The organism is Variovorax soli (assembly GCF_031454625.1).
GTDB lineage: Bacteria > Pseudomonadota > Gammaproteobacteria > Burkholderiales > Burkholderiaceae_C > Variovorax > Variovorax soli_A.
Genome location: NZ_JAVDRF010000021.1, coordinates 18,819 through 31,936 on the forward strand (window position 1 = coordinate 18,819; position 13,118 = coordinate 31,936).

Consider the following 13,118-nt stretch of genomic DNA (forward strand, 5'->3'; position numbering starts at 1 on the left):
GGCAAAGCAGAGCCGGCGGACGAACTGAATGAAGTGGACTGGGCCTGTACGTCGCCCATCAAGAGCGAACGACAGACGCCCGGTGACCGGGTTTTTCCAAGCTTCTTCCTATGCATGGCGGTAGTCGCTCTGCCGCCGATAGGAACTCGCTGGACCACGCTGGAGAGCATCGCGACATGGCATGCCTTCGCTGACGCGCACGTGTTTTCGCTTCCCCCGTCATCATTCCGCTTCCATTCCTATTTCTGGGCTGCCTGGGGATGCTGGCTTTCCAGCCTGCCTCGCGAACGCCGGCAGCGCTCGACTTCCTTGCCGCGGCCATGGTCATGGGGCTCGCTGGTCTGCACGCCTTGTTCGTCGGCATGTGTAGCCTACGGGGAAGGCACACCTGGTACCCCGTCGCGCTCTCCTCCATTGGACGTCGAAGGACCGCAACCGGGGCATTGCAGGCTCTCAGCGTCTCAAGCGGACGATCACGACGGAGGGAAACCGGTCCACGTGTTCGTAGCTCAGAAGGCGCTTTGCAGGGCCCCAACGCTCGAACAAAGTCGGTATCGAAAATGAGATTGGCTGCCGCCCGTAGATCTGCCCAAACTTGTCAATGCCACGGAGCCAACAGCTTACCCAACTCGTCGCACGGGCCGGTACTCGGCGTGAGCCGCAGCGTGGCGCTCGGAAGCAAGCTCAGTGCTCTATGCGTCGTGCCACGGGGGCGGGGTCCGGGAGTCACGGGCCGATCAAGCGCGCGCGCCGACCTCGCCCTTGATCCGAACCGCCCCGACAGCCCCCTGTGGCGAGCGCCGGATCAGACTTCCACGCTGGCATAAAGGTTAGTGATCTTGTCCATCGCCGACAAGATGTTCTCGCTGGACAGGAACACGTTCGCACTGCGCTCCGTGGTGGTGTCGGCACCGCGCTGTGCCAATGCCGCCTCGTAGAACACCCATTGAGTGCGCGTCAAGTCAATTTCCTGCCTGATCTGAATGGTCGTTTCGGGTGCATTGGCCAGCACATCCAGAGCGGCCACGAACTCGCCACGCGCCTTGTCGAGTTCGGTCTGGGCATTCGGCACCGGCGCCTTCCACGCAAGGGCGAGATAGAACTTGGCCACACGCTGGGACAGCATGCGTTGCCGGCCCGCGATGTTGACCAGCTTTCCCAACGGCTTGCCGGACACCCGCTCCAGTTGCACCGTGCCCTGATTGGCGAGTGCCAGCACCTTGGCATCCAATTCGAGCAGTACTGGCACGCCGTCGCGCTTCGGCGCCTGGCCGACCAGCACCGTCCTGTAGTCGCCCCACGCCATTTCGAGTTGACTGTAGGTGACGCGGATGTCCGGATGCGGAGCGAACGCTTTGAGCTCAGCGAGTTGCCGCTCGAACAGGGCCATGGACGCACCGAGGATCTCCTGGGCTCGCGAGGTCGCGACCCCCTGGCCGGCAGCCAGGTAGGCCTTGGCAACACGCTGCGAGAGCATGCGCTGCCGCCCTGCTTTGTTGATTGCTTCGTTCAGGTCGCTCACCTGTGCGAAAGTATTGCCAACGGCCGGAAGCGCGAAGCCTCCAATCCATCCGATGGCGGTGCGGCGTTGCATCGTGAAATCCTCCAGCTTTGCGCCAGATTGTCGAGGCTGTAGGCCCAGCGCTCATTTCAGCCGCGTGAACTTTTCGATGTTCCGCCAGTTTTCTTGAGGCACTGCCTCGGAATGGGCGGCCGGCCGCAATGCGGCTGCTGGCGCCGTTCATATGCCCGCCATTCCGATCGAGGGGAACGCTCCACACGCATTGACGGCCGAATGGCCGCGACGGAGATTTCAAGCGTCCATGTGCGAAGGACCTTGGGGTCGATTGGGGCCTAGCGATCCGACCAGACGCATAGCTTTTCTGCTGGACACGAAACCAGGCCGATGATCGTCATTCAGCCCCGAGCCCAGATCGGGATCTGCAGACCATCTTTAGGTCCCCCTCTCGGCAGGCAGACCATTTCGGCTGGGTTGAGGCCGGTTGACCAAAGTACTATCGTATCGCCAGCTGCTGTCGTGCCGCGGCAGCAGCCAATCAGTGGTGGTCCCTTGCAGAAAGACCATCATCGCGCCGAACGTCGGGGGGTGATGCGATGAAATACAGAGGCGCTTCTGGCGCTGCTTGGCGTCTTCGAGTTGGAAAACGGACGCGTTTGGAAGCGCTATGAATTCGCGACCATGGATGGTCTACATGAAAAGGGCATCATCACGGACCCCCGCGGCCTGCAGGAGTTGGTCCATCTGACTGAAGAAGGGCTGCGCCGCGCCAAGGAGCTCGCGGTCAGGCACTGCGGGACCAATGAGGGGCGCCGGAGCGTCCATAGCTGCGGCAGAATTCGGGCCAAAGCAGGCGGCAGACTCCTGGCCGCTAGTACAGCTTCTCGTCGCGCATCAGCTTGCGTGCAACCACAGCTGTCTGCAAATCGGCCCGCTCCGTCGGGGAGTGAGCGGCGAGGTAGCGCGCAGCGGCGTGAAGAATGCCTTGCCCTTCGCGCGTGGGGCCCCATTCACGGAACTGCGCAATGCTTGCCTCGAGCATCTGATAGCTGTGGAAGCCCGCATCCTCCCGCAGGACGGCCTGTGCCAGCATGGCAATGAGCGCACCAGCATCGTGGCCGAGGGTGAGATGGCGGGCGACGTAACGTCCGGCCATCTCAATGCCGCCGTGGCGGTCGAGCGCATCGAGGAATCCGCGCTCGATCGCTCCGGCTTCCGCTGGCAAATCGTCGAGCCGATCGTCGGCTTCGCCAGACAAGCGCGCGGGCGGCACGTTGAGAAAGCGCAACAGATAGACGTGCATTGCACCGTGCAGCACCGCGCGCAGGCTTTCGGCGGTCGGTGTGCGGCCGCCGGCCGCTAGGCGCGCCAACATGCGCTGGGTCGCATGGGCATAAGTGAAGGCGTGATGGGCCGCTTCCCAGTCCGAATGCTCGTTCGAGGTTCCAAACCGGGCGACCCGCAATGACGCGGCGTAGGCGAGGGCGCGGCCGAGGTCGGCGGGCGCGGCATTTTCAGCTATCGCCTTGATCAACGCCTGCGCGATGGCGGAGGGGCTGTCGCCGAGGAATGCCTCGGCAAGGGAGACCGTGCCATCCCACCGGCGCGCGCTGCGTACGCCCATCGCAATTGCCCATGGGAATTCGGCCGCCGCGTCGGCCGAAAGGGAGATGAGATCGATAGGATGGCGCCAGGCAGTGGACTCCTCGGCGCCGCGGGCACTGGCGAGATGTTCGACCGTCGTGGGGAGTACCGCGTCGGCATGCGCCCAGCCAATCAGATCCAGGAGCTCGAACGCCTTGTTGATGAAGTCGAGCGTGTGGCCGCCGTCGGCATACACGCGGTCGGTGGCGGCAGCGAGCATCATCTCGGCGAGCGTGGCGGGAGGCAGTCGAGCCGAGATGCCGGCGAGAACGGTTCGCTCGATCGCATCGCGGTGACGTACCGCAGTCCAATGGCGCAGCCACCGCGCAAGCGTCTCGGCCGGCGGCGGCGGGTCGAGCGGCTGGCCCAGCCGCCTTGCGGGCTGTCCCGCGCAGTCCTTGGCGACTTTCGCGATGCCCTTGTAGAGCGCGAGGTAGCTCGATTCCTCCGGCAGCACAGGGATCAGATTGCCCAGTGCAGTGAGCACCGTGAGCCCTGCGCCCCAATCCTCACGTCCGCGTGCTCCGAAGAGCGCCGCTTCGCGGATCAGCTCGAGCGGCGGGACGCCTTGCGCGCGCAAGCCGAGGATCGCCTTCGCGATCACCAGCCCGAGATCGTGCGCCATCCCGTCGCGCAGTCGATTGCGCCAGTGCGCCTGCCCCTCGGCATAGCGCAACGTGGTCGACACCCATACTTCACCTTCACGCACTTCGACCGCGGCGGTTGGCAGGTCGTCCGCCCATAAGTCGAAACCGCCGCCGCTCGCGACATCGAAGCGCGCATGATGCCAATGGCAGGTCAGAATGCCGTCCTCGAGCGTCCCACGCTGGAGCGGAAAGCCGAGATGCGGGCAGCGGTTGTCCACGGCGTGGCATCGCGCACCATCCGCGATGACGAGGATCGGAGGATGACCACCGCTCACGACGGTCATGCGCCGCGCGGCGAGTTCCTCGAGCGTGCCGACACGTACGAACCTGTCAGCGTCTTTGGTCCCGGCTTCCTTCATCGCTCGTTCCTCCAGCTCTTAAGCCGCTCAACCGATCATCTTGCTTCATGCCGGCTGCCAGGCCGGCAAGGAAGTTGAGGCCGAATTCGGATCGCCTCTTCCGCTGTAGAACGGAAAAAAGGCAGGCACTCACACGGCGGCCGTGTGAGCACCGTCGACTCTATGCCCATTCCTACCCTATTGGCCAGGACAGTCGTTCCCAGCGGCCTATGGCAGCCGATCTCGCAGCGTCCTTGCGGAACCCGTTGGGCAGAGGACTTGGGGCGCGTCTGTCATCAAGGGATCTGTTGTGCGTTGTTTGCTAATTCGACAGGTGCGACTGCGCGGAGCTGCTCGATGCCCCAGCCCAGTCGCCCGCTGGCCATGTTCGCGCTACGCCGTGTCGGTAAGACCTCCTTCCTCGACCACGACCTGGCGCCGGCCGCTACCCGAATCGACTTGCTGCCCGTCTATGCAGACCTCTGGAACCCCACTGGCGTCGCGCGCCGGGCTGGCCTACAGTGGCCCTTCAGCACCATGAGGAACTGCCAAATGCCGATTCGTACTGCGTCATTTACCAAGAGGATCTCGGCCAACGGCCAAGCGCTGCATCGCGCGAGGATGCGCCGGATGGAAGCTGGAGGGGCGGACAAAGAGCAGTCCGAAGCCGAGTCCGTTCTGATCGAGGAGCGCCGGCTGCTCAAGGAGGAGCGGGACAAGCGAAAGGCGCAGGCGCTGCAACCCAGGCCGAACGCCCTCGACCGGCTGATGCGAACGCACCATCCCCAGGCCAAGGACAAGAAGGTCAGGAAGGAAACGCATGACGCCAATGAGACAAGGAAGCCCAAGCCGCGCAGAACGCGCGCCGAGAAGCACGCGGAGAAGGCAGCGGCGCTGGACGCCGCGCGCAGGTCGCCAAAGAAGCCGTCGAAGTGACCAGATGGCCTCCAGGTCGGCAGTATCGGGGCCAGGACACCCCGACAACGCCTCGGCAGCGTCCACCAGGTTTCCCGAAACCGCTCCTTCTATAGGCGATGAAGCCGCGGCCGATCGGCGGCTTTTTCTGACCCCGTGCGCTGTGCCTGGTGCCAGTTGCGGATTCAACCGGTCGATGCAACGATCTGGCTGAACATCTCAGCCGGTGTCTGGAAGTCGAGGGTCTTCTGGGTCGCTCGTTCAACCTCCGCGCCAGGGCATTGAGCTTGGCCTGTGAGTAGGTCGTGACGTCGATGCCCTTGGGGAGGTACTGCCTCAGCAGCCCGTTCGTATTCTCGTTGGTTCCACGTTGCCGAATGCCGCCCGTACGGGACAGAATTCCCTGTACCGACATGTGGGCCCGATTGAACAGCTGAGCGCTCTGATGGAGGGTCCATCCCTGCCTCCATCGCTCCCACATCAATGCCTTCTGGCTGTCTGTGTAGTAGGTTCGTGTCCGGTACGCCATCTGCAACACTCCTTCTGCCTACGGCAGCTTCAGTGTGTTGCATCGACCGGTTCCTCCCGTGATATGTTGGGAACAGCTACGAGCGTGTTCACCTGGTCGTCGAAGACCTCGGCTGCCGCGATCTGCGGGAATAGACACTGATTCGCAAGGAGATCGTTCGATGTTCAATGTCATCAAGTCCTGGATCGCGGTCCTTCTCATAGCGCTGGCTTCGCAGGCCATGGCGCAGATCACTCAAAAAGTTGTCGATATTCCGACCCGCCCCGGCGTGACGCAGCGAATGCTCGTCTTGGCACCGCCCATGGCGAAAGGCGGCGTGGTCCTGTTTGCGGGCGGGCACGGCGGGCTGCAGATCTTTCCGAATGGCTCGCTCAAGTGGGGCGACGGAAATTTCCTCGTTCGCACGCGGCAACTGTTCGCGGATCAGGGCCTCATGGTTGCCGTCGTTGATGCCCCGTCCGACCGCCAGAGTCCGCCTTACCTCGGCGGCTTCCGCCAGAAGCCAGAGCATGTGGCAGACATCAAGGAGGTCATCGCGTGGATGCGCGAGGAGTCCAAGGCCACGGTGTGGCTCGTGGGCACCAGTCGCGGCACGCAGTCCGTGACCTACATCGCCACCGAGCTTTCCGGCCAGGAAGGACCGGACGGCATTGTGCTGACCTCGACCATCCTCGTGGATGACAAGAGCCGGCCCGTCCCGGCCATGCCGCTCGGCAAAATCCGCATCCCTGTCCTCGTCGTGCATCACGTGCAAGATGGCTGCGCCCTCTGCGAGTTTGCCAAAGTGCCCACGCTGATGGCGAAACTCAACAACTCGCCGAGCAAGGAACTGTTGACGTTCAACGGCGGAGAGAACAACGGCGACCCGTGTGAGGCGATGGCCTATCACGGCTTCAATGGGCTTGATCGCGAAGTTGTCCAGCAAATCGCTGGGTGGATTCTTTCCAAGTAGACCTGTCTCCGCCGCTCAAGATTATTTCGAGCTCATCGGTGTCTTCGTTCATCTTGCTGGGGTCGCTGGAATGGTGGGATTGGGCCGGATGTCCGCTCGTGGCCGAACTGAGCCGCGGCAGCGCAGCGAAAGCGGCCCTCCAGGAAGGCAAGCACGGAAGAGCGCAAGCCAGCGCTCTGCAGACATTCCAAGTGCCTTTTCTCGCCGAATAGCCTGCGCCAATCACGGCGGCGCCTGCGACGCGGTTGCTCATCACGTGAATCTTCGGTTCCCGGGTCCGTTTTCGACCCGCGGTCGGTCGACGTCGGGGATTCGGCGCCTGTTAGCTGTGGGTCATCGTTCGACATCGGGCGGCGGCTTGAATCCATCTCCACCCTTGTTGACGCTTTGGAGCGCGGCCGCTTTGCCCGGTACGCGAAAGCCTATGCGCATCGGTTCACGCCCGGCCGCGGACCATGTCGAGCAGGCGACCCACGATGCGCTCGCCATCGGCCCGCAGGCCGTTGTGGGCGTACTCGTTGGTAACCCAGGCCCGCAGCCCACGAACGCCACGGGCCGTCTCCTCGGCAAATGATCGCTGCACGTAGACATCGTCGACGTACACGGTCGCTGCCACTGGGACCTCATTGCGGGCGAGGCGGTCAGCGTCGTACAGGCGCGGCCATGGATGCTGGGCCAGCAGCTGCGCCACCTCGCGATGCGCGCGCAAGCCCGAGTAGTCATCCCACATCCAAGGGAAGACGTGCTCTGCGCCGAGGAGGTCGCCGGTCATCGCCTCCTCGGGCGCGAGCCGGTGTGCCGACCAGCGAGTGGAACCCCCGTCGGCGTACGAGGACTCATGGAGCGTCGCGTAGATCGGATTGCGCTCCCAGGGTGACGCCATCTGCGCGTCGAGCATGAATGCCGCCGAGCCGAAGGGCAGCTCGAGCAGGCGGTGCAGCCGTTCGAAGCCGGCGCTGTCGCCGAGCCACATTCCGGTCTGCCGAAACCGACGCGATGTGAGGCGGTCGCCGTTGGGCAAGCGGACATCTTCCTCGTCGAGCCGGCGCAGGATCGTCCGTAAACGATCGAGGTCTCCTGGGTATCGGGCGTGATAGCGCTGATTCGCTTCGCACACGCGCGCCCATGTCGCCGCGTAGACCTCGTCGACCGGCCGATTCGTGATCGGCGCGAGGCCGCCGGTGATCAGTACCTCCCGCAGGCCCTCGGGCGCCAGCGACAGATAGGTGAGCGAGGTGAATCCACCGAAGCTCTGACCGAGCAGACTCCAGCGCTCGACGCCGAGTTCAGCGCGGATCAGTTCGAGGTCGCGCACGATCGAGTCGGCGCGGAAATGCGTGAGGTACTCGGCCTGGTCGGCAGGCGCTGCCCCTGGGATGACTGGCCCGACGGGCGTGGAGCGCCCTGTGCCCCGCTGGTCAAGCAGCAGGACCCGGAAGTCGGTAAGGGCGCGCGCCATCCACCCTGAGGGCGGGCTCGTCGGGCGGGCGGCCTCGAAGCCTGGGCCGCCCTGCAGGAACACGAGGTAGGGGCGATCAAGACCGTCTGGGGCAGCAAGCTCGCGCGTGAACACGCTGATCGTGTCACGCAGCGGGTCGCCGTGAACCAAGGGAACCGAGTGCTCGCGCTCGGTCAAAACTGCCCCGGGCATGCGGTAGGTCGTACTCATGGCTCGCATTAGAACCCGAACGTACGCCCGCCTCGGGCGCGACCCGATTGCCTGCGGCGGCCCATTCTCGAGTGGGGTAGCGCTGAAAGTGCGGTGCAACAAGGAGTAGCGAGCGAGTCACTGAGGCCGCTCGTACATCACGTCTGCTTGTGGGCCGTGTGCCGTCTCAGCATGCCGGCCCACGATGGGCCACTGAGACGTGTCCTCCGGAAGGAAGGGTTCGAAACCAGAGGGGACGTTCAGAAAAGACCTTGCTGTGCGCTTGTCAGCACCATGAAATTGTCTCCCATGGGCTGAAGGATGGCATCGGCAATCGGCTGGAGCTGCTTGGTCAGATAGTGGTCGTAGTCGATGCGGGAATGGCGCGTCTCCAGCGGCTCTGGACCGTTCTGCGTCATGACGTATTGAATCCAGCCGCCCTTCTGGTACTGCAGAGGTCGGTTGACCCGGCTGTTGTGTTCGTCGGCAATGCGCGCGGCACGAACCTGCGGCGGCACGTTGACCTGGTAGGCATCGAGACGGTGGCGCAGACGCTTCCGATAGATGAGAAGGTCATCCTTCCGCCCAGCCAACGTCGCCTGCGCATAGTCGGTGACAAACTCCTTGTAAGGCACACCATGAAAGATGCGCGAGAGCAGACCCTCTTGGAACTGGCGTGCCAACGGAGTCCAGTCACTACGAGCCATCTCCAAGCCGCGATAGACCATCTCCTCCTTGCCAGCAGCATCTACGCTCAGACCCGCATAGCGCTTCTTGCTCCCGAGCTCCGAACCGCGAATCGTGGGCATGAAGAACTTCTTGTAGTGCGTGTCGAACTCGATCTCCAGGAAGTTCTCCAGGCCGTGTTCCCGGCGGAGGGTGTGCGTCCACCAGTCGTTGATGTCCTTCACCAGGTTGGCTGCGATAGCATGCGCTTCCTCGTTGGTGCGGGCGCGCTTGAGCCAAATGAAGATGGAATCGGTGTCGCCATAGATGGCCTCGTAGCCCCGTTTCTCCACGAATGTGCGCGTGAGCTTCATCATCTCGTGCCCCCGCAGCGTGATGGCAGAGACGACCTGGGGATTGAAGAAGCGGCAGTCGGCCGCACCCAGCACGCCGGCGAAGGAGTTCATGAGCAGCTTCAACGCTTGGGAAAGCGACTCGTTCTTGGCGAGCTTGGCCTCGTCCCGAGCCCGCCATAGGGTGGTCACGATTTCAGGTAGGCAATGCTTCTCGCGCGAGAACAGGGTGCCCTTCGGCCCCTTGACGACCCTGGCCGGGTCGCTCATGTTCGAGCCTTCTACGAAGCCGACCGGGTCGACCAGGAACGTTCGAATAATCGAGGGGTAGAGGCTCTTGTAATCCAGGACGATGACTGAGTCGTAGAACCCCGGCTTCGAGTCCATCACATACCCGCCGGGGAAAGCCTTGGTCGCAATCTCGCCCACGTTCGGTGCGACGTAACCGAGACGATGCATCCGCGGCAGATAGTGGTGGCTGAAAGCGGCTATTGAGCCACCGAAGTGGTCCACCTGAAGGCCCGTGGTGTGGGCACGTTCCATCATGAATTGCAGCAGGTCCGCTTTGTCGAAGATGCGCAGAACCAGCTCGCAGTCCCGGATGTTGTAGACGGCGAGCGCAGGCTTGTCCTCCTGGTACCGCCGCTCAATCTCTGCCATCTTGTCGTACTCATCGCCGATGGCCTTACCCTCGCCCAGCAGTTCCTGTGAGACGGCCTCCAGGCTGAAGGAAGAGAAGCTCCTCGACGCGGCCTTGAGTGCTTCGATTCCGTCGATGACCACCCGGCCCGGCACGGCTGCGAACAGGTATCCCTGCTTTCCGGGATGGGTCCGCCAATCGATGGGCCGCCGCTCGCGGCCCAGATGGAGCTGCGCCCCACACGCGTCGGCCCCCTTTTGCAGAACTCGCAGGTCGAACTGAATCACGCTCCATCCGATGATGACGTCCGGGTCGTTCCTCTCGAACCAATTGGCGAGCGTCTCAAGCAAGGCCTTGCGGGTCGAGCAATAGATGAGGGAGAAGTCCGAGGGCTCGCTCGACTCAGGTGGCCGCTCGCCGAGCATGAAGACAACACGGTCAACCGTCCCGACCAGCGCAATGGAATAGAGCTCTTCGTCCTGGCTCGTCTCGATGTCCAGGGACACCACCTTCAACACCGGCCGGTAGTCGGGCGCAGGCTTCAGTTTGCAGTCGATGATGAGGGAGCCGTCCGCCCTCCCTCCTTCCACCAGCACGCCGGCAGTGATGAACCGCTCCATCAGGAAGCGGTCGTGCGGGCGCACGTCGGCTTCGAGCAGAGGGATTCCCTGTATCCGGAGGGCACGTGCCAATCGAGCTAGTTGGCGGAAATGCTTCGCGTAGACGCCGACAACAGGTTGCTGGTGAAAGGTCTTCAGTTCGAGTTCGCGCACCTCCAGACCTGGCATCGCGGCGAGGTGCGTTTCGACCGACTCTCTGTACTTCGTTTCGACGAATGCGACAGATGTCTGGGAGGTCAGGACCACTTTCCTCGGCCCCGCATCTGTTGCCAGCCAGTACTCGATCTCGGTGCCTGCGGTGACATCACGCCAGTGTCGAGTGAGGATGAAACCCTTAATTTCGGTGGGGACCACGAGAGCTAGATCAACGGATGACAGAGGAGGCAGGGCTTGGGCGCAAGTCATTTTCGCCCCGTTGCGGTAGCATTCCGGCTTCGAGACTCGCTATTGAATCGGACTTCCCCAATGCTTCGAACTGATTGCGTGCCGCCGGCGTACTGCGACCGCAGGCGGCGCTCTGCACGCCTATCGCTCGAGCGGGATGGTAGCGAGAGTAGACATTTGGCGGTACACGTCAGATTGCCCAGTCTGCGCGCGAGTGCGGACGGTCACGCATGAAGAAGGCAGACGCTCGCGGAAAAAAGATGGGGCGGCAAAAATGCCGCCCCATCTTTCGATTTCCGAAAAGCGGTTCCCGTGCCGAGCTCCTAGCGGAGCGGGCATTGGTTCAGCGACAGCAGATTGTTATTCCAGCGACCATCCGCATAGGTACGTACGGCGGCTTCCGGCTTCGCGCACTATGCCGACATCTGCGCGCTTTCCGCTCCAAGCCGTAGAACGTGTTGGTCTTGTTCTCGATGCTTCCGATCACGCGCTTCGCGCGTCCACATCCAGTCCCCATTTCGTGAACGGCGTCACCGCAGCTCGGCGGGCACCGTCTCGGCGTACCAGTCGGTACGAAGTCCCGAGAACACGGCGCTCGCGCCTGTACTCGCTCGCTGGTGCCAACGAAGTGCTACCGAGCCCGCATCCTCGGCGGCTTTGCGCGTCGGTAGCGGGCCGTGCGCGAAGTCAACGACAGAGCGCGCATTCCCTGTCGCCCCGCCCGTCGAGATAACCCAGTAGAAGTGGCCCTTTATCGCTTCGTCGACCGCGAGTTCATATTCGATCTTCACGTGCAAGTTCCCGGAGCTGGGTTGAACGTATTGAACCGGCGATTTGCGAACCAAGTAAGTGAAAAGTTCACACTTCGACTGAAATCGCGAAGCCCGTCACGACTGAAATTGGTACTTAGGTACTATATTGATGGCGCGAGCATGAGACCAGAACCTAACGCGAGATGGAACGAACTCGTCCACGTCTTGCACAGTCACGAAGCTCATGTTCGCGGCGATCGAATCTCTCGCCAGCTGGAGAACCAAGCACTTAACGGGCATTGCACTCATGGCAATCAATTCGGGGCGCGCAAATAGGACTTCCACAGGGGCCACTTCTCGCCTAAATAATCTGACGCAGCCTGAAGCGCGGTACGCCGCCGACTGGTGTCGTAACGTATACGTAGCCGCGCTCGTAATAGAAATTTTGGTCATTTCCATGATAATTGGCGCTCGGCTGCACTGATCTTGAGAGCAAGTCAGCCCGGCCAGAGCGTTACTCGCTGGGCACTCGCCGCGCTTCGCAGTGGAGCGCTACCCTCCGCTCATCGAGCGAGAAAGATGACCATTACCACGACAGTCACTACGGCGGCGATCGTGAGATTGCGGAGCCACCCTTTCCGGTGCTGTTCGCGCTGCTCAAGGCGACTGTGGAGCGTCAACTCATCGAGGCGGGAAGGGACCGTGTCTAACTCGTCAGCATGAAAGCGGTCGTGCGTGTTGAGTTGCTTGGCGATTTGATCCAACGGTAGTGGGGTTGTGGGAACGGTGAAGTCCGCCGCCTGGGGTTGTTTCAAATTGCGTTCCATTTAGCTAATTGTATTTACATGCGGCAGTGTTGTATGTGAAAAGTTCACATCTGATCGAGATTTTCCTTACCATTTCCTTACGTGCAGCGGACAAATGACCCTTGGCAGGCCGCTGCCCGCGTAGAGTAGGAGGAACCATGACAGGGCAACAGAAATCGCCGTTTGACGTGCTCGGCACCCATCCCTATCCGCGGGAACAGTGGCGTTGCGCCTTTGTCTCTGAGTGGGCGCGGCTCGCGGAGGGGTGCGCAGACAAGGCGCAAACGGACGAGGCCGCCGAGGAGCTGTATGCCTGGTACGGCGCCCGAAATCCGGCCGAGGTGGCGCGCGAAGAGTGGGGAGATCCTAGTTGAGAACCTCGTCTCGAAGGACAGCGTCGTGTTCAAGACTGTGTTGCTGATCGAGTTCGTCAGCCTGGTGGTCGCCTTCGGCTGGTCAATCCTGCGCCTGGCAGCCCCATGGGGTTGAGGCCCCGCAGCGCAGGACGGCGGCGGCGTGACAACCGGAAAACAGTGATGGCTACGTGCAGGTGAAGTGCTCTTTGGGGCATTACCTTGGTGGATTCGCAGGGAGAAATCGATTGGTTAGGTGGGCGGAGAAGTTTGCCGCAGAGATGCAGCGTCTCACTGAGGGGCGCGCGGCGTTCAACGATATGCTGGACTGGGCCTTGGAGCTATGGCCCGT

The 13,118-nt window shown here is 62.4% G+C and carries 9 protein-coding genes and 2 pseudogenes; 4 read left to right on the top strand and 7 right to left on the bottom strand.

Features of this window, described 5'->3' with window-relative positions; all coding sequences use genetic code 11:
• Nucleotides 1–805 precede the first annotated feature (805 nt).
• Complete coding sequence (locus tag J2739_RS27295) at nt 806–1,594, bottom strand: type IV pili methyl-accepting chemotaxis transducer N-terminal domain-containing protein (protein ID WP_309907589.1); 789 nt, start codon at nt 1,592–1,594, stop codon at nt 806–808.
• Nucleotides 1,595–2,134: 540 nt separating this feature from the next.
• Here J2739_RS27295 and J2739_RS27300 point away from each other — a divergent pair.
• Nucleotides 2,135–2,299: pseudogene (locus tag J2739_RS27300) on the top strand (DUF6429 family protein); the annotation flags it as partial.
• A gap of 91 nt (nt 2,300–2,390) precedes the next feature.
• On the opposite strand, the gene J2739_RS27305 reads toward J2739_RS27300, so the two are convergent.
• Nucleotides 2,391–4,169: a Rieske (2Fe-2S) protein gene (locus J2739_RS27305; protein WP_309907590.1), complete on the bottom strand. Its 1,779-nt coding sequence runs from the start codon at nt 4,167–4,169 to the stop codon at nt 2,391–2,393.
• A gap of 336 nt (nt 4,170–4,505) precedes the next feature.
• Between J2739_RS27305 and J2739_RS27310 the strand changes: the two genes are divergently transcribed.
• Nucleotides 4,506–5,084 carry a hypothetical protein gene (locus J2739_RS27310; protein WP_309907606.1) on the top strand — a complete coding sequence of 193 codons (579 nt, stop codon included), beginning with the start codon at nt 4,506–4,508 and terminating at the stop codon, nt 5,082–5,084.
• Between the two features lie 164 nt (nt 5,085–5,248).
• Here the strand turns inward: J2739_RS27310 and J2739_RS27315 are convergent.
• Nucleotides 5,249–5,436 (bottom strand): annotated as a pseudogene (locus tag J2739_RS27315) (transposase); the annotation flags it as partial.
• 316 nt (nt 5,437–5,752) lie between these two features.
• Between J2739_RS27315 and J2739_RS27320 the strand changes: the two are divergent.
• Nucleotides 5,753–6,544 (top strand): alpha/beta hydrolase, encoded by a 792-nt coding sequence (locus tag J2739_RS27320; protein ID WP_309907592.1) that lies wholly within the window; start codon nt 5,753–5,755, stop codon nt 6,542–6,544.
• Between the two features lie 436 nt (nt 6,545–6,980).
• On the opposite strand, the gene J2739_RS27325 is transcribed toward J2739_RS27320, so the two are convergent.
• The 4 genes from J2739_RS27325 to J2739_RS27340 form a co-directional block, all read right to left on the bottom strand.
• Nucleotides 6,981–8,213: an alpha/beta fold hydrolase gene (locus J2739_RS27325; protein ID WP_309907594.1), complete on the bottom strand. Its 1,233-nt coding sequence runs from the start codon at nt 8,211–8,213 to the stop codon at nt 6,981–6,983.
• A 239-nt stretch (nt 8,214–8,452) separates the two neighbouring features.
• Complete coding sequence (locus J2739_RS27330; RefSeq protein WP_309907596.1) at nt 8,453–10,876, bottom strand: DNA polymerase II; 2,424 nt, start codon at nt 10,874–10,876, stop codon at nt 8,453–8,455.
• Between the two features lie 509 nt (nt 10,877–11,385).
• Complete coding sequence (locus tag J2739_RS27335) at nt 11,386–11,646, bottom strand: hypothetical protein (RefSeq protein ID WP_309907598.1); 261 nt, start codon at nt 11,644–11,646, stop codon at nt 11,386–11,388.
• 524 nt (nt 11,647–12,170) lie between these two features.
• Nucleotides 12,171–12,434 (bottom strand): hypothetical protein, encoded by a 264-nt coding sequence (locus J2739_RS27340; protein ID WP_309907600.1) that lies wholly within the window; start codon nt 12,432–12,434, stop codon nt 12,171–12,173.
• A gap of 137 nt (nt 12,435–12,571) precedes the next feature.
• Between J2739_RS27340 and J2739_RS27345 the strand changes: the two genes are divergently transcribed.
• Nucleotides 12,572–12,787 (top strand): hypothetical protein, encoded by a 216-nt coding sequence (locus J2739_RS27345; protein ID WP_309907602.1) that lies wholly within the window; start codon nt 12,572–12,574, stop codon nt 12,785–12,787.
• The last annotated feature ends 331 nt before the right edge of the window (nt 12,788–13,118 follow it).